We start from the raw sequence: 20,041 nt of genomic DNA, 5'->3' as shown, positions 1-20,041 counted from the left end.
TTGCCGTGGTCCTCCGCGAGGCGGCCCGGGCCCGCGCCCGCCCGTCCCGGCAGGATCCCCCCATGTCCCAGTTGAGCCGACGATCCTTCCTCGTCACGGGCCTCGCCGCCGGCGCCTCGGCCGGCCTGCGAGCCGCCGCGCACGCCGGTCCGGGGCCGGGCCCCGCCGGGGCGTCCGCGGGCTCGAGGGAGCTGCGCTCCGACCCCTTCACCCTCGGGGTGGCCTCGGGGGACCCCGACTCCGGGGGCTTCGTGATCTGGACGCGGCTGGCGCCGCGGCCGCTGGCCGAGGACGGCGCGGGCGGCATGCCCGCCCGGCCCTTCACCGTGCACTGGCAGGTCTACGGCGACGAGGCGGGCCGCCGGCTCCTGCGGCACGGGGTGGCCACGGCGCGCCCCGAACTGGGCCACAGCGTGCACGTCGAACTCGACCGGCTGGCCCCGGGCCGCGACTACTGGTACCGCTTCAGGACCGGCTCCCACCTCTCGCCGACGGGCCGGGCCAGGACCGCCCCGCACCCGCTGTCGTACGGCCCGGGCCTGGCGATGGCCTTCGCCTCCTGCGCGCAGTACGAGCACGGCCACTTCACCGCCTACCGGCGCCTGGCCGAGGACCGCCCCGACCTCGTCCTGCACCTGGGTGACTACCTGTACGAGTACCGGCGCGACACCTACACCGCCCCGGGCGGCAACGTCCGCCACCACGAGGGGCCGGAGACCGAGACCCTGGCGGGCTACCGGCAGCGGCACGCCCAGTACAAGACCGACCCCGACCTGCAGGCGGCGCACGCCGCGGCGCCCTGGCTGGTCGTCTGGGACGACCACGAGCTGGACAACAACTGGGCCGGCGAGGTGCCGGAGAAACCGGAGGTCCCGCAACCGGGCTTCCCCGCCCGCCGGGAGGCCGCCTTCCGGGCCTACTACGAGAACATGCCGCTGCGCCGCCGGTCGGTCCCGCGCGGCGTCGACATGCAGCTCTACCGGCGGATCCGCTGGGGGCGGCTGGCCGTCTTCCACCTGCTCGACACCCGGCAGTACCGCAGCGACCAGGGGTGCGGCGACGGCTACCGCGACTGCCCGGAGGCCGCCGACCCGGCCCGCTCGATCACCGGGGACGAGCAGGAGCGCTGGCTGCTGGAGGGCTTCCGCCGGTCGCGGGCGCGGTGGGACGTCATCGGCCAGCAGGTCTTCTTCGCCCAGCGCGACAGCGACGCCGGACCCGCGAAGATCACCAACCAGGACGCCTGGGACGGCTACGTGGCCTCCCGGCGGCGGATCACCCAAGGGTGGGTGGACGCCGGGGTGCGCAACCCGGTCGTGCTCACCGGGGACGTGCACGCCCACTGGGCGAGCGACCTCAAACTCGACTACGACGACCCGGCGGCCCGCACGGTCGGCTCCGAGCTGGCCGTCTCCTCGATCAGCTCGGGTGGCGACGGCCGGGACGCCGACCCGGCCGCCCACCCGTTCCTGTCGATCAACCCCCATCTGAGGTTCCACAACGACCAGCGCGGCTACGTGCTCACCCGGATCGAGCGGGAGTCGCTCACCGCGGACTTCAAGGTCGTGCCCCGCGTCACCCGGGCGGGCGCGGCGGTGCACACCAGGGCGACGTTCGTGATCGAGGACGGTATCCCGGGGCTCCGGCGGACCTACCTGCGCCCGCTCGACCCCTCGGCGGCCAGGACGCCGGAGACCGATCTGATCCGGGAGACCGTGGACCGGGAGACCCTGCGCCCCTGACGCCCGCCCGGCCCCCGCACCGGGAACCGCGCCGCCGGACCCGGCCGGGCGGGCCCGGCGGCGCATCGCACGGGCGCGCCCGTGCGGGCGGGCGCATCACGCGGCACATCGGACGGCGCATCGGACGGCACATCGGACGGCAGCGGTTACGCTCGTAGAGCGAACCAGACGAGCCGGACGAAAGGATGCCTGTGCCCACGATCGGTGTGCTCGCCCTCCAAGGAGACGTGCGCGAGCACGTGCACGCGCTGGAGGAGGCGGGTGCGAAGGCGGTGACCGTACGGCGCCCCGGTGAGCTGGAGACCGTCGACGCGCTGGTCGTCCCCGGGGGAGAGTCCACGACCATGTGGAAGCTCGCGGTCACGTTCGACATGCTCGAGCCCGTCCGGGCGCGCATCGCGGGCGGCATGCCCGTCTACGGGTCCTGCGCCGGGATGATCATGCTGGCCGACCGGATCGAGGACGGCGCCGCAGGCCAGCAGACCTTCGGCGGCATCGACATGACCGTCCGCCGCAACGCCTTCGGCCGCCAGGTCGACTCCTTCGAGGCCGACCTCGACTTCGCCGGCCGCGGCCCGCTGCGCGCGGTGTTCATCCGCGCGCCCTGGGTCGAATCCGTCGGTTCCTCGGTGGAGGTGCTGGCCCGGGCCGAACCTGGGGATAGGATCGTCGCGGTCCGCCAGGGGCCGCTGCTCGCCACGTCCTTCCATCCGGAGCTGACCGGGGACGCCGGCGTGCATTCGTACTTTGCTGAAATGGTGAGGGAGTTCTAGGCGATGTCCGGCCACTCCAAATGGGCGACGACGAAGCACAAGAAGGCCGCGCTTGACTCCAAGCGGGGCAAGCTGTTCGCCAAGCTCATCAAGAACATCGAGGTCGCCGCCCGGACCGGTGGTCCCGACCCGGACGGCAACCCGACGCTGTACGACGCCATCACCAAGGCGCGCAAGAGCTCCGTCCCGATCGACAACATCGAGCGCGCGCGCAAGCGCGGCGGCGGCCTGGAGGCGGGCGGCGCCGACTGGCAGACCATCATGTACGAGGGCTACGCCCCCGGCGGCGTCGCGGTGCTGATCGAGTGCCTCACCGACAACCGCAACCGCGCCGCCTCCGAGGTCAGGGTCGCGCTGACCCGCAACGGCGGCTCCCTGGCCGACCCCGGCTCGGTGTCCTACATGTTCAACCGCAAGGGCGTCGTGATCGTCCCCAAGGGCGGGCTGTCGGAGGACGACGTGCTGACGGCGGTCCTCGACGCGGGCGCCGAGGAGGTCAACGACCTGGGCGACAGCTACGAGGTCGTCTCCGAGGCCGGTGACCTCGTCCCGGTGCGCAAGGCCCTGCAGGACGCCGGGATCGACTACGACTCGGCGGAGTCGAGCTTCATGCCGACGATGAACGTCGCGCTGGACGAGGAGGGCGCGCGCAAGGTCTTCCGGCTGATCGACGCGCTCGAGGACAGCGACGACGTGCAGAACGTGTGGGCCAACTTCGACGTCTCCGACGAGGTCATGGAGAAACTCGAGGCCTGACCGCCCGGCGCCCCTCCGCTCTCCGGAGGGGCGCTCTCCGTTTCCGACGCTCTTCCTGTGTTCTGCGAGGTTTGCCCCCGGCTGTACGGGTACTCCGGCTGGACCATGGTGAACTCGGATCTGGTCTTCGCACTGGCGGGCGTCGGCGCCCTGCTGGCGGCCGTGCTTCCGCGCGTGCTCCGGCGGCGTCCCTTCTCGCTGCCGCTGGCGTGCCTGGTGGGCGGGGTGCTCCTCTACCTCCTCCCGCTCGACCTGCCCGACCCCGATCCGGTGGCGCACCGGGCCTTCGTCGAGCACACCACCGAGACCTGCGTGATCATCTCGCTGATGGGCGCGGGGCTGGCGATCAACCGGCCCTTCGGGTGGCGCAGGTGGGGGTCCACCTGGCGGCTGCTGGCCTGGACGATGCCGCTGAGCGTGGCGGCGGTCGCGCTGGTCCTGCACGGGCTGCTGGACTGGCCGTGGGCCGCGGCCCTCCTGCTCGGCGCGGTGCTCTCGCCGACCGACCCGGTGCTCGCCTCCGACGTGCAGGTCGGCGAGCCGGTCGACTCGGAGAAGGCCGACGACGAGGTGCGCTTCACCCTCACCTCCGAGGCCGGCCTCAACGACGGGCTGGCCTTCCCGTTCGTCTACGCCGCGATCTCCCTGGCCCTCGCCGGGGGAGGCGCCGGGTGGGCCGGCGAGTGGGTCCTGGTCGACGTGCTCTACAAGGGCGCGGTGGGCGCGGCGGGCGGTCTGGCGGCCGGCACGCTGCTCGGCCGCCTGTTCTTCCGCGCCAAGGTGTCGGACCTGCGGCTGGCCGAGCACCGGGACGGCTTCGTCGCGCTGGCCGCGACGTTCCTGGCGTACGGCGTCACCGAACTGGCGGGCGGGTACGGCTTCATCGCGGTGTTCGTGACCGCCTGCACGATCAGGGCCGCCGAGCGCACCCACGGTTACAACGGCGTCCTGCACGGGTTCATCGAGCAGGTCGAGCGGCTGCTCACCGCCTGGCTGATCCTGCTGCTCGGCGGGTTCGTCGCGACCGGGGGCCTGTCCGCGCTCACCTGGCAGGGGGCGGTGGCCGGGCTGGCGCTGCTGCTGGTGGTCCGGCCGCTGACCGGCTGGCTGGCCGGGCTGCGGGGCCGGGCGGGGCCGCGCGAGGGCGGCGTGATCGCTTTCTTCGGCATCCGGGGCATCGGCTCGCTGTACTACCTCGCCTACGCGCTCGGGCACGCCGACTTCGGCGTGCCCGCAGAGGAGCTGTGGGCGGTGGTGGCCTTCACCGTGCTGGTCTCGCTGGTGCTGCACGGCGTCACGGCGACGCCGGTGATGGCCCGGCTGGACCGGCTGCGGGAGAGGGCGGCCGAGGGCGACGAGAAGGAGGCCGCGGCCCAGCACCTGTGAGCGGTCCTGCGCCGGGTCCCCGCAGACCGGTAACGGAGTGGTGACCGGCCCGGGAACGGGGCGGCGGCCGGTCCCGGCCCGCGGATCCCCGATGGGGCGGGGCCCTTACCACGGGCTCCGTGCGCGGGGCGCGGCCAGGCGGTAGAGTCGGGCACCGAACAGGTGTTCGGCGGGTGGGAGGAGTGTCGGTGCGTCTGCCCGAGCTGCGGGTGATGGGGGTCGATCCGGGACTGACCCGGTGCGGGCTCGGGGCCGTGGAGGGGCGTCCCGGCGCGCCGCTGAACCTGGTGAAGGTCGGGGTCGTGCGCACGGCGGCCGACGAGGAGATCGGCGCCCGCCTGGTGGCCGTCGAGGCCGGCATCGAGCAGTGGCTCGACGAGCTGGAGCCGGACGCCGTGGCCGTGGAGCGGGTCTTCGCCCAGCACAACCTCCGGACCGTGATGGGCACGGCGCAGGCCTCGGCCGTCGCGATCCTGTGCGCCTCGCGGCGGGGCATCCCCGTGGCGCTGCACACCCCGTCGGAGGTCAAGGCCGCCATCACCGGCAGCGGCACGGCCGGCAAGCAGCAGGTCGGCACCATGGTGACCAGGCTGCTGCGGCTCGACGCGATGCCCAAGCCCGCCGACGCCGCCGACGCCCTCGCCCTCGCCATCTGCCACGTCTGGCGGGGCGGCGCGCAGAGCCGCCTGGCCGAGGCGCTGGCCAGGACGCAGACCGGCCCCGGCACGACCGCGGCGGCCTATTTCCGCGGCCGGGGCCGCGCCGGACACTCGAGAGGAACCGCGAAGTGATCGCCTCGGTGCGGGGCCGGGTGGCCTCGCTCGCGCATGACAGGGCCGTGGTCGAGGTCGGCGGCGTGGGCGTGCTGGTGCACTGCACCCCGGGCACGCTCGCGACGCTGCGGGTGGGGGAGGAGGCCGCCCTGGCCACCTCGCTGGTGGTCCGCGAGGACTCCCTCACGCTGTTCGGCTTCGCCGACGACGACGAGCGCGGCGTCTTCGAGATGCTGCAGGCCGCGAGCGGCGTCGGCCCCAAGGTGGCGCTGGCCATGCTGGCGGTGCACACGCCCAACGCGCTCAGGGTGGCCGTGGCCGCGGCCGACGTCAAGGCGCTGACCCGGGTGCCGGGCGTGGGCCCCAAGGGCGCCCAGCGGATCATCGTCGACCTCAAGGACAAGCTGGGCACCCCGGAGGAGGCCGTCAGCGCCGCCCTCAACGGCCACGCCGCCGCGCCGGCCTGGCGCGACCAGGTCCACTCGGGGCTGATCGGGCTGGGATACTCCGCCAAGGACGCCGACGAGGCGGTCGCCGTGGTGAGCCCGCAGGCCGACGCCGACGTGGCCGCGGGCCGCGTCCCCCAGGTCGCGGCGTTGCTGAAGGCGGCGCTGCGCGCCCTGAGTGTGCGATGAGCGAGGGTGGTCCGACGTGAGTTCCGACCGGGATCTGGTGTCGCCGGAGGCCGAGGGCGACGAGCGGCTGATCGAGGCCGCGCTGCGGCCCAAGCGGCTGGACGAGTTCATCGGCCAGGCGCGGGTGCGCGAGCAGCTCTCGCTGGTGCTGCACAGTGCGCTGCGCCGCGGGCGGGCGCCCGACCACGTGCTGATGAGCGGCTCGCCGGGGCTCGGCAAGACGACCCTCTCGATGATCATCGCGACCGAGCTGGGGGTGCCGCTCCGCATCACCTCCGGACCGGCGCTGGAGCGGGCGGGCGACCTGGCGGCGATCCTCTCGACGCTGTCGGAGGGCGAGGTCCTGTTCATCGACGAGATCCACCGGATGGCCCGCCCGGCGGAGGAGATGCTCTACCTCGCGATGGAGGACTTCCGGGTCGACATCGTGGTGGGCAAGGGGCCGGGCGCCACCGCGATCCCGCTGGAGATCGCGCCCTTCACCCTGGTCGGGGCCACCACCCGGGCCGGGCTGCTGCCCGCGCCGCTGCGCGACCGGTTCGGCTTCGTCGCGCACATGGACTTCTACGAGGCCGCAGAGCTGGAGCAGGTGCTGCACCGCTCGTCGCGGCTGCTCGGACTGGAGCTGCCGGAGGACGCGGCGCGCGAGATCGCGGGGCGTTCGCGGGGCACGCCCCGCATCGCCAACCGGCTGCTGCGCCGGGTGCGCGACTTCGCCGAGGTCCGCGCCGAAGGAGTGATCACCCGGGAGGTCGCCGCGGCCGCGCTGAACCTCTACGAGGTCGACGCCGAAGGACTCGACCGGCTGGACCGGGCGGTGCTGGACGTGCTGCTGCGCAGGTTCGGCGGGGGCCCGGTCGGGCTGTCCACCCTGGCGGTCGCGGTGGGGGAGGAGCCGGAGACGGTCGAGGTGGTCGCCGAGCCGTTCCTGGTACGGCAGGGCCTGCTGGCCCGCACCCCCCGCGGCCGGGTGGCGACGGCCGCGGCCTGGCACCACCTGGGGCTGATCCCGCCGCCGGACGCGTTCGGAGCCTGAGCCGCCTGCCGCGCGGGCGGGCCGTGCCGTCCGCGCGGGACGCGGCGCGGCCGCTCCCGGCCGCGCCGGATGCGGAGCCCGCGGAAGAGCAGGCGGAGCCGCGGCGTTGTTCTCCAGTGGCGAGGTCGTCCGCTCCCGGTGATGGAGCCGTACGGAGTTGATCACGGATCGATGACAAGGGTCTCGAAACGGGAACTTCCCCGTGTACCGGATCGTGACCTCGTTGCCGCGCTTCTAACAGCTCGCCTAAACTCCGTGGCTTGGCTGGCTGTGTAGGCTGACGTGCTGAGCGGCGTGGCCGTATACGGACGTCCGGCGCCAGGCCGGTCATTCTCAAGTGGAGGAGCGGCCCCATGGGCGACTACTCAAGCCTCATCATGATCGCTCTGATGGTCGTGGTGTTCTACTTCCTGCTCATCCGCCCGCAGCGCAAGCGGCAGCAGGAGCAGGTCCAGATGCAGAACTCCCTGACGCCGGGGACGCGGGTCATGACCACGACCGGTCTGTTCGCGACCGTCGTGGGCATCGACGCGGACGACGTGATCCTGGAGATCGCGCCCGGCGTCGAGACCCGCTGGGTCAAGGCCGCCATCGGACGTGTGCTGACCCCGGTGGACGACGCCGAGGGCGTCAAGGACGACGTCGCGGTCGACGACGGCGACGTGGTGGAGACCGCCGAGCAGCAGGGTGACAACCAGGACTCGACCCCCAAGAAGTCCTGAGCAGAGCTCACCGCCAACATCCCCTATAGCCGAAAGAACTGACGACCAGTGGCCCGACCGACCAGCGGCCAGAGCAGACCGGGACGCATGCTCCTGCTGCTTCTGGCGATCATTCTCGCCATGGGCGGGGTGATGTTCCTCAACAGGGCGTACACCCCCGAATACGGCCTCGACCTCGCCGGCGGCACGACAGTGACGCTGTCGCCCATCACGCCGAACGGCGGCGCTCCCTCCGAGGAGAGCCTGAATCTGGCCGTGAACATCATCCGCGACCGGGTGAACGGCAGCGGCATCTCCGACGCCGAGGTGGCCAGCGCCGGCGACAACATCGTCATCTCCGTTCCGGGCGCAGGCCAGGAGGAGGTCGTCAAGCTGGTCGGCACGACCGCCGAGCTGAGGTTCCGCCAGGTGCTGGCGATCGCGGCCGGGTCGCCCCAGCCCCCGGGTGAGATGTCCACCCAGGCGCCGACGCCGACCCCGGCCCCGTCGGGCTCGCCCACGGCCACGGGCAAGAGCACGCCGAAGCCGTCGGTGACCGCCGAGCCGAGCCCGAGCGGCTCCCCCGCGGGGCGCGGCCTGTCGGAGGCGCTGACCAACCCGAGCCCGGCCGCCACCCCCGCCGCCTCGGCCGCGCCGGAGAAGGCCGAGCCGACCGGCAAGGCGACCGGCTCCGCGAAGGGCGAGGCGACCCCGTCGGCCGCCCCGTCGGCCGCGCCGAGCGGGAGCGCCGCTCCCGAGGACCCGCTGGCGGGCGTCGACACCGCCGGCATCGACCCGGCGGTGCTCAAGCAGTTCCAGGAGCTCGACTGCTCCAAGAAGGACAAGGGCCAGGGCGCCCAGGACGACCCGAACAAGCAGTTCGTCGCCTGCGACCAGGACGGCAGCGCCAAGTACGTGCTGGAGAAGGCGGCCGTGACCGGCACCGCCATCGACAGCGCCACCTCGGGCGTGGAGCCGAGCACCGGCGAGTGGCTCGTCCAGCTCTCCTTCAAGGGCTCGGGGCCGGACCAGTGGTCCAAGGTCACCACCACCGCCTTCAACTCCGAGGCCCCGCGCAACCAGGTCGCCATGGTCCTGGACGGCGTGGTCATCTCCGCGCCGGTCATCCAGGAGCCCATCACCGGCGGCCGCGCGCAGATCTCCGGCAGCTTCACCCAGGTGACCGCCACCGAGCTGGCCAACCAGCTCAAGTACGGCGCGCTGCCGCTGAAGTTCGAGAAGAGCTCGATCGAGGAGGTCTCCTCCACCCTCGGCGCCGACCAGCTGCGCGGCGGCCTCATCGCCGGCGCGATCGGCCTCGGCCTCGTGGTGGTCTACTCGATGATCTACTACCGCGGACTGGGCGCCGTCTCGGTGCTGAGCCTCGTGGTCGCGTCGGTGCTGACCTACCAGTCGGTGGTGCTGCTCGGCCACTTCGCGGGCTTCCGCCTCTCGCTCCCGCACATCATCGGCCTGATCGTCTCGATCGGCATCACCGCGGACTCGTTCATCGTCTACTTCGAACGGATCCGCGACGAGATGAAGGAGGGCCGGCGCAGCCTGCGCTCGGCCGTCGAGGTCGCCTGGGTCCGCGCCCGGCGCACGATCCTGATCGCCGACGCCGTCATGTTCATCGCCGCCGTGGTGCTGTACTTCCTGGCGGTCGGCGGCGTGGCCGGGTTCGCGTTCGCGATGGGCCTGACCACCCTCATCGACATCGTCGTGGTGTTCATGTTCACCAAGCCGTTCGTCGCCATGCTGGCGCGCCTCAAGTTCTTCGCCAAGGGCCACCCGCTCTCCGGCCTGGACGCCGAGCGCATGAGCATCGGACCGTCCGCCGGCTCCACCACCGTTCCGCAGGAGGCATGATGGCCGGCCTCGTAAGCCGCCTGTACCGGGGCGAGATCAACGTCGACTTCGTCGGCAAGCAGAAGCTCTGGTACGGCCTGTCCGCCGTCCTGCTGATCATCTCCATCGCCGGCCTGGTCATCAACGGCCTGAAACTGGGCGTGGAGTTCAAGGGCGGGTCGGTGTTCTCCTTCAAGGCGCCGACGGCGAGCATCGAACAGGTCCGCGAGACCTTCGGCGACGCCGGGGTGCACCCCATCGTCCAGCAGACCAACAGCGGCTGGCGGGTCACCACCGAGAGCCTCCCCGCCGAGCAGGTGACCGAGCTCCAGAAGACCGTCGCCGGTGACTTCGGTCTCAGCCAGAACGACGTCACCCTCCAGGTGATCGGCGCCACGTGGGGCGGCCAGGTCGCCGACAAGGCCGTCATCGGCCTGATCGTCTTCATGCTGGCGATCATCCTGTACCTGACGATGGCCTTCGAGTGGAAGATGGCGCTGGCCGCCATCGTGGCGCTGCTCCACGACCTGGTGATCACTGCGGGCGTCTACGCGTGGTCCCAGTTCGAGGTCACCCCGGCGACCCTGCTGGGCTTCCTGACGATCCTCGGCTACTCGCTCTACGACGCGGTCGTCGTGTTCGACATGATCAAGGAGGTCACCGCCAAGCTCGGCACGACCTCGAAGGTCACCTACACGCAGGCCGCCAACGACGCGCTGAACCACACGCTGATCCGCTCGCTGAACACCACCCTGGTGGCGATCCTGCCGGTGGCGGCCATCCTGTTCATCGGCACCACGCTGTTCGGCGCGGGCACGCTCAAGGACCTGTCGCTGGCGCTGTTCGTCGGCATGATCGTCGGCACCTACTCCTCGCTGTGCGTGGCGACGCCGCTGCTGGTGACGCTCAAGGAGCGCGAGCCGCGCTACCAGGCGATCGCCCGCAGGCTCGCCGCCACGGGCGCGGGGGCCGGCGCCAAGGCCGCGCGCCAGCCGGTGCCGGCCGGAGCCGCCACCGGCTCCGGCGGCGAGAAGCGCAAGAAGAAGTAGACCGGTACGAGACCGCGCCTCCGCCCCCCGTCCGCGGGGGGCGGAGGCGTTTTCTCCCCGTTTTCTCCTCGTTCTCGCCGGCGTCCCTTTCGCCGGCGGCGTCTTTCCCGCAGGGGTGGATCATGAGTGACCTGAGCCGGCTGATCCTGGACCGGATCCGCGACGTGCCCGACTACCCGCAGCCCGGGGTGATGTTCAAGGACATCACCCCGCTGCTCGCCGACCCCGGGGCGTTCGCCGCGGTGACGGACGAGCTGGCGGGGCTGCACGAGGTGGACAAGATCGTCGGAATCGAGGCGCGGGGCTTCATCCTGGGCGCCCCGGCGGCCTACAAGGCCCGAGCCGGGTTCGTTCCGGTGCGCAAGAAGGGCAAACTGCCCGCCGAGACCTTCGAGGCGTCCTACGATCTGGAGTACGGCTCCGCGGTCGTCGAGGTCCACCGGGACGCGTTCGCCCCGGGCGACCGGGTCCTCATCGTCGACGACGTGCTCGCCACCGGGGGCACGGCGCGCGCGACGGTGGAACTGGTCCGCAGGACGGGAGCCGAGGTCGTGGCCGTCGCCGTACTGATGGAACTGGCCTTCCTCAAGGGGCGGGAGCGGCTCGACGGGGTGGAAGTGCACCCCCTCGTGGTCGTCTGATCCACCCCGCCGGGGGAAGTACCCGTGCAGGTCTGGATACACTGAGGGATCTGGACTCGAACGTGAGGAGTCTGAGTGCCCCGTGATGTGGTCGTGCCCGACGTGACCGCCGACGAAGGCGGTTCCGAGATGGCCGTCCCGGCAGTCGATGCCGGCTCCGCCATGTCCGGAGCCACCGAGGAGAAACCGGCGGTGCGGCGGAGGCTCGCCCGCTTTGGGGGGCAATGGGGTGGCGCCATGAACCCGGTTCTTGAACCGCTGTTCCGGACGGTCCGCGCGACCCATCCGAAGGCGGACCTGCGGCTGATCGAGCGGGCCTACGACGTGGCCGCCTACCACCACCGCGATCAGAAGCGCAAGAGCGGCGATCCGTACATCACCCACCCGCTGGCCGTGGCGACGATCCTGGCCGAGCTGGGCACCGACGACGAGACGCTCTGCGCGGCGCTGCTGCACGACACCGTCGAGGACACCGCCTACAGCCTGGACGAGCTCCGCACCGACTTCGGCGACAACATCGCGCTGCTGGTCGACGGCGTGACCAAGCTCGACAAGGTCAAGTTCGGTGACGCCGCCCAGGCCGAGACCGTGCGCAAGATGGTCGTCGCGATGTCCCGCGACATCCGGGTGCTGATCATCAAGCTCGCCGACCGGCTGCACAACATGCGCACCATGCGCTACCTGCCGGAGCACAAGCGGCAGCAGAAGTCCCGCGAGACACTGGAGATCTTCGCGCCGCTCGCCCACCGGCTGGGGATGAACACCATCAAGTGGGAGCTGGAGGACCTCGCGTTCGCCATGCTCTACCCCAAGCGCTACGACGAGATCGCCCGGATGGTGTCGGAGCGGGCCCCGCGCAGGGACCTGTTCCTGCAGGAGGTCATCGAGAAGGTCTTCGCCGACCTGCGGGAGGCGAAGATCCGCGCGGTGGTCAAGGGCCGGCCCAAGCACTACTACTCGGTCTACCAGAAGATGATCGCGCGCGACGTCGCCTTCGACGACATCTACGACCTGGTCGGCATCCGGGTGCTGGTGGACACGGTCCGCGACTGCTATGCCGCCCTCGGAACGATCCACGCGCGGTGGAACCCGGTGCCCGGCCGGTTCAAGGACTACATCGCGATGCCCAAGTTCAACATGTACCAGTCGCTGCACACCACGGTGATCGGTCCCGAGGGCAAGCCGGTGGAGCTGCAGATCCGCACGCACGCCATGCACCACCGCTCCGAGTACGGCGTCGCCGCGCACTGGAAGTACAAGGAGGAGATGAACTCCTCCGGGCCCGCGGGGGCGAAGCTGAAGAGCGCCGGCGACATGGCCTGGCTCCGCCAGCTCCTGGACTGGCAGAAGGAGACCGCCGACCCGGGCGAGTTCCTGGAGTCGCTCCGCTTCGACCTGTCGGTCTCCGAGGTCTACGTCTTCACCCCCCGGGGCCAGGTCATGGCCCTGCCGGAGGGCGCGACGCCGGTCGACTTCGCCTACGCCGTGCACACCGAGGTCGGCCACCGCTGCATCGGCGCCCGGGTCAACGGCCGGCTGGTGCCGCTGGAGTCCCGGCTGAGCAACGGCGACACCGTCGAGATCTTCACCTCCAAGTCGCCCGACGCGGGCCCGTCCCGCGACTGGCTGAAGTTCGTCAAGTCCGGCCGGGCCCGCAACAAGATCCGCCAGTGGTTCTCCAAGGAGCGCCGCGAGACCGCGATCGAGGCGGGCAAGGAGGCCATCGGCCGCGCCATGCGCAAGCAGGGGCTGCCGCTGCAGCGCCTGATGTCCGGAGAGTCCCTGCTGACGCTCGCCAGGGAGCTGCGCTACCCGGACGTCTCCTCGCTCTACGCGGCCGTCGGAGAGGGCCACACGGCCGCCCAGACGGTCGTGCAGAAGCTGGTGCAGTCCATCGGGGGAGTGGAGGGCGCCGAGGAGGACATCGCCGAGGCGGCGGTCCCGACGAAGCTGCGCGGCCGCCCCCGGGCCGGCGGCGGCGGCGCGGGCGTGGTGGTGGCCGGCGACTCCGACGTGTGGGTACGGCTCTCGCGCTGCTGCACCCCGGTCCCCGGGGACGAGATCGTCGGCTTCGTCACCCGCGGGCACGGCGTCTCGGTGCACCGCAGCAACTGCCCCAACGTGGAGCAGCTCAGGTCCGAGCCGGACCGGCTGGTGCAGGTCGCCTGGTCGCCCGGGGACGACTCGGTCTTCCTCGTCGCCATCCAGGTGGAGGCGCTGGACCGGCCCCGCCTGCTGTCGGACGTCACCCGGACCCTGTCCGACCAGCACGTGAACATCCTGTCGGCGTCGGTGACGACCTCCCGCGACCGGGTCGCGATCAGCAAGTTCACCTTCGAGATGGGTGACCCCAAGCACCTGGGCCACGTCCTGAAGGCCGTCCGCAACATCCAGGGCGTCTACGACGTCTACCGGGTGAGCGGCGCCGGTTCCTGACGGGCGGCTCCTGCCGAGGGCCGGGCCGCGACGGACGGCTCCGCAGGGGGGCCGGGTCCCGGCGAGCGGTTCGCCGGGAGCGGAGAGGGCCGGGCCCTTCCCATCCTGGTCCTTCCGGGCCGGAAGCAGCCGGACCGGGGGCGCGTCCTGCCGCAGGACGCGCCCCCGGTCGGGTTCAGCCGGTCAGGAGAACTCGGCGAGCGTCCGCTCGGCCTCCTCCAGCCAGGAGCGGCGGGCGGTCAGCGCCTCCTCCGCGTCCTTGACGTCCTTGTCCCTGCCCGCGGCCGAGGCCTTGGCCAGGCGGGCCTCCAGCTGCTCGATGGACTTGCGGAGCTGGTCCACCGTGTTCTGGGCGCGGGCGCGGGCCTCGGGGTTGGAGCGCTTCCACTCCGCCTCCTCGGCCTTGCGGACCGCGTCGTCGACCTTGCGCAACCCGCCCTCCAGCCGGTCGCGCTGTTCGCGCGGGACGGGACCGGCCTCCTCCCAGCGCTCCAGGATTCCGCGCAGGGCGGCCCGGGCGGCGCGGGCGTCGGTGACCGGGAGGATCCGCTCGGCCTCGGTCAGGAGCCGCTCCTTGACCTCGGCGTTGGCCGCGAACGAGGCGTCCCGCTCGGCGAAGACCGCGGAGCGGGCCTGGAAGAACTGGTCCTGGGCGGCCTTGAACCGGTTCCAGAGCTCGTCCTCGACCTCGCGGGAGGCCCGGCCCGCCGTCTTCCACTGCCGCATCAGCTCGCGGTAGGCCGACGCGGTGGCGCCCCAGTCGGTGGAGGAGGCCAGGGCCTCCGCCTCGGCGACGATCCGCTCCTTGGTGGAGCGGATGCCCTCGCGCTGCTCGTCCAGCCCCGCGAAGTAGACCTTGCGGCGCTTGGCGAAGGCCGTACGGGCGGCCGACAGGCGCTTCCACAGCGCCGCCTCGGTGACCCGGTCGATCCGCTCGGCGGCCTTCCACTCCTCCACCAGCTGACGCAGGCGCTCGCCGCCCGTCTTCCAGTGGGTGGTGGACTCCGCCACGCTCTCCGCCTCGGCGACGATCCGCTCCTTGACGGCCTTGGCCTCGGCGCGGGCCACCTCACGGGCGGCCTTGACCTCCTCCCGGCGCTGCCCCACCAGTTCGGTGAGGGCGTCCAGCCGCTTCAGCAGCGAGTCCAGGTCACCGACGGCATGGGCGTCGGTGATGGACTCGCGGAGCTTCGCGACCGTCGCCTCGGCCTGGGCGGGGGCCAGGTCCGTGCCGCGGACCCGCTGCTCCAGCAGCGTGACCTGCCCGGCCAGCTCGTCGAACTTGCGGCGGAAGTAGGCGAGCGCCTCCTCCGGTTCGCCGGCCTGCCAGGACCCGACGGCCCGCTCTCCCTCAGCCGTACGCACGTAGACGGTGCCGTCGTCGTCTACCCGGCCCCACGGGTCGGTGCTCACCGTGTCCTCCCGCACTTTCATCAGCCCTCCCAGGACCGTCGGCCCCGGATTCTGTTTGGTTGTATTACGTCAGCTCTTGGATGACATTGTCACGTCTTTGATCTCAACGGTTTCCTTCGGGGCTCCGGTGCCGTCGGCTCCCGGAGTGATGACGCCGCCCTTGTTGACCTTGTCGACGATCTCCAGGCCCTTGGTAACCGTACCGAACGGCGTGTAGTTCGGGCCCAGCTCGGCGTCGCCGTACACGATGAAGAACTGGCTGCCGTTGGTGTCGGGGCCGCTGTTGGCCATGGCGACCACGCCGCGGGTGTACTTGGCGCCGGTGAGGTTCTCGTCCACGAAGCGGTATCCGGGGCCGCCCTGGCCGTCGGTGGGGTTCTTGCCGTCGGCCTTGGCCAGCGGGTCGCCGCACTGCAGGACCGGGAACTGCGCGGAGCCCAGGCGGTGGCACCTGGTCCCGTCGAAGTAGCCCTTCTCCGCGAGGAAGGCGAAGGAGCCGACCGTGCAGGGGGTCTTCGCGGCGTCCAGCTCGATGACGATGTCGCCCCGGTTGGTGGCGAGGGTCATCGTCTTGGGGGAGGTGTCCACCTTGGCCGGGGGAGTGCCGACGTCCTTGACCGTGCCGCCCGGGGAGGCGACGTAGCCGCAGGTGCCGGTGGCCGGGTCGAAGGCCTTGGGCTCGGCGGCGGCCGCGCTCGCCGACGCGGAGGGCTCCGCGCTCGCCGAGGTGGTGGCGGGGTCCTCGCCCCCGAGCAGGACGGTCGCGGCGACGACGGCGCCCACGACCACCACGGTGGCCACGCTGCTCCCGATGATCGTCATTCGCTTGGCCCTGGCCTCGCGCTCCGCACGTCGCTGCATCTGCCGCTCGTAGTGCTCGCGAGCCAGTTGCTTCTGGCGGTCCTTGCCGCTCACCGCTTCGCCCTCCCGGGTGCCGGAGTGTTCAGATATCGAGGTGGGCGAATCGTATCGGCCGGAGGGTCATGATTCGCAGCCCGCAGACCCTCACCGGTACCCTTCGGTTACATTCCCATCCGCATTCTTGACGAGACAGCTGAGGCAGATGCTCATCGCCGGCTTTCCCGCAGGGTCCTTCCAGACCAACTGCTACGTCGTCGCTCCCGCCGCCGGCGAGGAGTGCGTCATCGTCGATCCGGGGCAGAACGCGGTCGGCGACCTGGACGACGTGCTGCGCGAGCACCGCCTCAAGCCGGTCGCCGTGCTGGTCACCCACGGTCACCTCGACCACATGTGGTCGGTCGCCCCGGTCTGCGGCGCGCGCGACGTCCCGGCGTGGATCCACCCCGAGGACCGCGAGCTGCTCTCGGATCCGGGCAAGGGGCTGTCGCTGGCGACGCGCCAGCAGCTGTTCGGCGGGCTGACCTTCACCGAGCCGGACGACGTGCGCGAGCTCGCCGACGGCGAGGTGCTCCGCCTGGCCGGCCTGGAGCTCACCGTCGACCACACGCCCGGCCATACCAGGGGGTCGGTGACGTTCAGGCTGCCCCGCACGGACGAGATCCCGGACGTGATGTTCTCGGGCGACCTGCTGTTCGCCGGCTCCATTGGCCGCACCGACCTTCCGGGCGGTGACTACCCGACCATCCTGCGCAGCCTGGCGGCCAAGTGCCTGCCGCTGCCGGACGACACGGCGGTCCTGCCCGGCCACGGACCACAGACCACGATCGGCACCGAGCGCGCCACCAACCCGTATCTCGCGGAGGCCGCCCCGTTCGCCGGTCCCACCAGGGGAATCTAGAGACCATGACCTTCCAGGCGCCCAAGGGCACCTTCGACTGGCTGCCGCCGCGTTCCGAGCGGGTCCTCGCCGTGCGCGAGGCGCTCGTCGCCCCGGTCCGCCGCGCGGGCTACGGCTACATCGAGACGCCGACCTTCGAGGACACCGCGCTGTTCGTCCGCGGTGTCGGGGAGTCGACCGACGTCGTCTCCAAGGAGATGTACACCTTCACCGACAAGGGCGGGCGCTCCATCACGCTGCGCCCGGAGGGCACCGCGCCGGTCGTGCGGGCCGTCCTCCAGCACGGCCTGCACAACGGGCAGCTCCCGGTCAAGCTCTGGTACTCCGGGAGCCAGTTCCGCTACGAGCGGGCGCAGAAGGGCCGCTACCGGCACTTCTCGCAGGTCGGCGCCGAGGCCCTCGGGGCCGAGGACCCGGCGCTGGACGCCGAGCTGATCCTGCTGGCCGCGGACGGCTTCGCCGCCCTGGGCCTGACCGGGGTGCGGCTGCTGCTCAACACGCTGGGCTGCAAGGAGTGCCGCCCCGCCTACCGCGCCGCGCTCCAGGAGTTCCTGCGCGCCCTCGACCTGGACGAGCCCACCCGGGCCCGGATCGAGATCAACCCGTTGCGCGTGCTCGACGACAAACGGCCCGAGGTGCAGGCGCAGCTCGCCGGCGCGCCCCTGGTCGTCGACCACCTGTGCGAGGCGTGCAAGGCCTACCACGAGGAGGTCCGCGCCCTGCTGGCCGCCGCGGGCCTGGCCTACACCGACGACCCGCGGCTGGTCCGCGGCCTCGACTACTACACGCGCACCACCTTCGAGTTCGTCCACGACGGCCTGGGCTCGCAGTCGGCGGTCGGCGGCGGCGGCCGCTACGACGGGCTGAGCGAGATGATCGGCGGCCCGGCGCTGCCGAGCGTCGGCTGGGCCCTCGGCGTGGACCGGACGATCCTGGCCATGGAGGCCGAGGGACTGCTGGAGGAGGACGGCGCGCACCAGCGGGTACAGGTGTACGGTGTGCCGCTGGGGGAGGAGGCGCGCCGCCGGATGTTCCAGCTCGTCGCCGAGCTGCGACGGGCCGGTCTGGCCGCCGACATGGCGTTCGGCGGTAAGGGCGTCAAGGGGGCCATGAAGGGCGCCGACCGCTCCGGGGCCCGCTACGCGCTGATCCTGGGCGGCCGCGACATCGAGGCGCAGGCCGTACAGCTGAAGGACCTGACCACCGCAGAGCAGACCGAGGTGCCGTTGGCCGAGGTCGTCGACATCCTGAAGGGGAAGTTTTCGTGATTCGCACGCACACCGCGGGATCGCTGCGCGAGCAGCACGCGGGGGAGCAGGTGACGCTGGCCGGATGGGTGGCGCGCCGCCGTGACCACGGCGGTGTGGTCTTCATCGACCTGCGGGACGCCTCGGGCTCGGCACAGGTGGTCTTCCGCGAGGAGGACGACGCGCACGGCCTGCGTGCCGAATACTGCGTGAAGGTCGTCGGGGAGGTGCGGATCCGCCCCGAGGGCAACGAGAACCCCGACCTGCCGACCGGTGCGATCGAGGTCGTCGCCTCCGAGGTGGAGGTGCTGAGCGAGTCCGCGCCGCTGCCGTTCCCCATCGAGGGCAACGCGGGCGTCTCCGAGGAGGCGCGGCTGAAGTACCGCTACCTCGACATCCGCCGCCAGCAGGTCGCCCAGGCCATGCGGATCCGCTCCAAGGCCACCTACCTGGCCAACGAGGTGATGAACGAGCACGGGTTCGTCTACGTCGAGACCCCGACGCTCACCCGCTCCACGCCCGAGGGCGCCCGCGACTTCCTGGTCCCGGTCCGCCTGCAGCCGGGCAGCTGGTACGCGCTGCCGCAGTCGCCGCAGCTGTTCAAGCAGCTGCTGCAGGTCGCCGGCCTGGAGCGCTACTACCAGCTCGCCAAGTGCTACCGCGACGAGGACCTGCGCGCCGACCGGCAGCCGGAGTTCACCCAGATCGACATCGAGATGTCCTTCGTGGACCAGGACGACGTCATCGCCCTGGGCGAGGCGCTGATCGGCCGCATCTGGAAGGAGACGATCGGCTACGAGCTGCCGACGCCGCTGCCCCGGATGACCTACGCCGAGGCCATGGCCCGCTACGGCTCGGACAAGCCGGACCTGCGGTTCGGCTGCGAGCTGGTCGAGATGACGGAGTTCTTCGCCGGGACGTCCTTCCGGGTCTTCCAGGCGCCGTACGTCGGCGCCGTGGTCATGCCCGGCGGCGCCTCCCAGACCCGCAAGGAGCTGGACGGCTGGCAGGAGTGGGCCAAGTCGCGCGGCGCCCGGGGCCTGGCCTACGTGCTGGTCGGCGAGGACGGCACGCTCGGCGGCCCGGTCGCCAAGAACCTGTCGGAGACCGAGACCGCGGGCCTGGCCGCGAAGGTGGGCGCCAAGCCCGGCGACGCGGTCTTCTTCGCGGCCGGCAAGCCCGCCGACTCCCGCGACCTGCTCGGCGCGGCCCGCCTGGAGATCGGCCGCCGCTGCGGCCTGATCGACGAGTCGGCGTGGAACTTCCTGTGGGTCGTCGACGCGCCCATGTTCGAGCCCGTCTACGACGACGTCGGCCGCCAGTCCGGCTGGACCGCGGTGCACCACCCGTTCACCGGCCCCAAGCCCGAGTGGGCCGACACCTTCCAGGACAACCCGGGCGAGGCCCTCGCCTACGCCTACGACATGGTCTGCAACGGCATGGAGATCGGCGGCGGCTCGATCCGGATCCACCGCGCCGAGATGCAGCAGCGCGTCTTCGACGTGCTCGGCATCTCCAAGGAGGAGGCCGAGAGCAAGTTCGGCTTCCTGCTGGAGGCGTTCAAGTACGGCCCGCCGCCGCACGGCGGCATCGCCTACGGCTGGGACCGGATCTGCATGCTGCTGGCGGGCGGCGACTCGATCCGCGACGTCATCGCCTTCCCGAAGACGGCCTCCGGCTTCGACCCGCTGACCGGCGCGCCCACCCCGATCACGGGTGAGCAGCGCAAGGAAGCGGGCGTCGACGCCAAGCCCAAGGCGGCGGCCGAGGCCTGACCTGCGGGCATGTCGCCGGAGCCCCGGCGGGCGGACGACGCCCGCCGGGGCTCCGGCACGTCCGGGGACCC

General features: G+C 71.8%; 17 protein-coding genes. 15 read left to right on the top strand and 2 right to left on the bottom strand.

Translation table 11 applies throughout. From position 1 onward, the window contains the following. The first annotated feature begins 62 nt into the window (after positions 1-62). The 12 genes from HS048_RS25245 (at position 63) to HS048_RS25190 (ending at position 13,776) form a co-directional block, all read left to right on the top strand. Positions 63-1,742 carry an alkaline phosphatase gene (locus tag HS048_RS25245; protein WP_196468860.1) on the top strand — a complete coding sequence of 560 codons (1,680 nt, stop codon included), beginning with the start codon at positions 63-65 and terminating at the stop codon, positions 1,740-1,742. A 185-nt stretch (positions 1,743-1,927) separates the two neighbouring features. Then, on the top strand, positions 1,928-2,515 hold the full coding sequence (pdxT, locus tag HS048_RS25240) for a pyridoxal 5'-phosphate synthase glutaminase subunit PdxT (RefSeq protein ID WP_068895407.1): 588 nt from the start codon (positions 1,928-1,930) through the stop codon (positions 2,513-2,515). Between the two features lie 3 nt (positions 2,516-2,518). After that, on the top strand, positions 2,519-3,271 hold the full coding sequence (locus tag HS048_RS25235) for a YebC/PmpR family DNA-binding transcriptional regulator (protein WP_068895406.1): 753 nt from the start codon (positions 2,519-2,521) through the stop codon (positions 3,269-3,271). Between the two features lie 57 nt (positions 3,272-3,328). Further along, positions 3,329-4,657: a cation:proton antiporter gene (locus HS048_RS25230; protein ID WP_307832625.1), complete on the top strand. Its 1,329-nt coding sequence runs from the start codon at positions 3,329-3,331 to the stop codon at positions 4,655-4,657. A 203-nt stretch (positions 4,658-4,860) separates the two neighbouring features. Beyond that, positions 4,861-5,448: a crossover junction endodeoxyribonuclease RuvC gene (ruvC, locus tag HS048_RS25225; RefSeq protein ID WP_068896094.1), complete on the top strand. Its 588-nt coding sequence runs from the start codon at positions 4,861-4,863 to the stop codon at positions 5,446-5,448. Continuing rightward, positions 5,445-6,065 (top strand): Holliday junction branch migration protein RuvA, encoded by a 621-nt coding sequence (ruvA, locus tag HS048_RS25220; RefSeq protein WP_068895404.1) that lies wholly within the window; start codon positions 5,445-5,447, stop codon positions 6,063-6,065. The genes ruvC and ruvA overlap by 4 nt, the downstream gene beginning before the upstream one ends. A 16-nt stretch (positions 6,066-6,081) precedes the next feature. Next, complete coding sequence (ruvB, locus tag HS048_RS25215) at positions 6,082-7,101, top strand: Holliday junction branch migration DNA helicase RuvB (RefSeq protein WP_068895403.1); 1,020 nt, start codon at positions 6,082-6,084, stop codon at positions 7,099-7,101. A 353-nt stretch (positions 7,102-7,454) separates the two neighbouring features. After that, complete coding sequence (gene yajC / locus HS048_RS25210; protein ID WP_068895402.1) at positions 7,455-7,823, top strand: preprotein translocase subunit YajC; 369 nt, start codon at positions 7,455-7,457, stop codon at positions 7,821-7,823. 87 nt (positions 7,824-7,910) lie between these two features. Beyond that, on the top strand, positions 7,911-9,671 hold the full coding sequence (secD, locus tag HS048_RS25205; protein WP_196468858.1) for a protein translocase subunit SecD: 1,761 nt from the start codon (positions 7,911-7,913) through the stop codon (positions 9,669-9,671). Then, positions 9,671-10,699 (top strand): protein translocase subunit SecF, encoded by a 1,029-nt coding sequence (secF, locus tag HS048_RS25200; protein WP_068895399.1) that lies wholly within the window; start codon positions 9,671-9,673, stop codon positions 10,697-10,699. The genes secD and secF overlap by 1 nt, the downstream gene beginning before the upstream one ends. Positions 10,700-10,821: 122 nt before the next feature. Beyond that, positions 10,822-11,340: an adenine phosphoribosyltransferase gene (locus HS048_RS25195; RefSeq protein ID WP_068895397.1), complete on the top strand. Its 519-nt coding sequence runs from the start codon at positions 10,822-10,824 to the stop codon at positions 11,338-11,340. Positions 11,341-11,577: 237 nt separating this feature from the next. Then, the gene (locus HS048_RS25190) at positions 11,578-13,776 is read left to right on the top strand and encodes a bifunctional (p)ppGpp synthetase/guanosine-3',5'-bis(diphosphate) 3'-pyrophosphohydrolase (RefSeq protein WP_191897659.1); all 2,199 of its coding nucleotides are present in this window, start codon (positions 11,578-11,580) and stop codon (positions 13,774-13,776) included. A 183-nt stretch (positions 13,777-13,959) separates the two neighbouring features. On the opposite strand, the gene HS048_RS25185 is transcribed toward HS048_RS25190, so the two are convergent. Together HS048_RS25185 and HS048_RS25180 are read right to left on the bottom strand one after the other, a co-directional pair. Then, on the bottom strand, positions 13,960-15,210 hold the full coding sequence (locus HS048_RS25185) for a DUF349 domain-containing protein (RefSeq protein WP_196468857.1): 1,251 nt from the start codon (positions 15,208-15,210) through the stop codon (positions 13,960-13,962). Positions 15,211-15,258: 48 nt separating this feature from the next. Beyond that, on the bottom strand, positions 15,259-16,104 hold the full coding sequence (locus tag HS048_RS25180; RefSeq protein ID WP_196468856.1) for a peptidylprolyl isomerase: 846 nt from the start codon (positions 16,102-16,104) through the stop codon (positions 15,259-15,261). A gap of 148 nt (positions 16,105-16,252) precedes the next feature. Here HS048_RS25180 and HS048_RS25175 point away from each other — a divergent pair, with 148 nt between their 5' ends. The 3 genes from HS048_RS25175 to aspS are packed head-to-tail and all read left to right on the top strand — an operon-like array spanning position 16,253 to position 19,970. After that, the gene (locus HS048_RS25175) at positions 16,253-16,948 is read left to right on the top strand and encodes an MBL fold metallo-hydrolase (RefSeq protein ID WP_068895393.1); all 696 of its coding nucleotides are present in this window, start codon (positions 16,253-16,255) and stop codon (positions 16,946-16,948) included. Positions 16,949-16,953: 5 nt separating this feature from the next. After that, on the top strand, positions 16,954-18,216 hold the full coding sequence (gene hisS / locus HS048_RS25170; RefSeq protein WP_068895391.1) for a histidine--tRNA ligase: 1,263 nt from the start codon (positions 16,954-16,956) through the stop codon (positions 18,214-18,216). Then, positions 18,213-19,970 carry an aspartate--tRNA ligase gene (gene aspS / locus HS048_RS25165; RefSeq protein WP_068895389.1) on the top strand — a complete coding sequence of 586 codons (1,758 nt, stop codon included), beginning with the start codon at positions 18,213-18,215 and terminating at the stop codon, positions 19,968-19,970. The genes hisS and aspS overlap by 4 nt, the downstream gene beginning before the upstream one ends. The last annotated feature ends 71 nt before the right edge of the window (positions 19,971-20,041 follow it).

This window comes from Planomonospora sp. ID91781 (genome assembly GCF_015711595.1).
In the GTDB taxonomy this organism is placed as follows: Bacteria; Actinomycetota; Actinomycetes; order Streptosporangiales; family Streptosporangiaceae; genus Planomonospora; species Planomonospora parontospora.
Note: the sequence above shows the minus strand (reverse complement) of the source record. Positions and strands in the feature narration are given on the sequence as shown.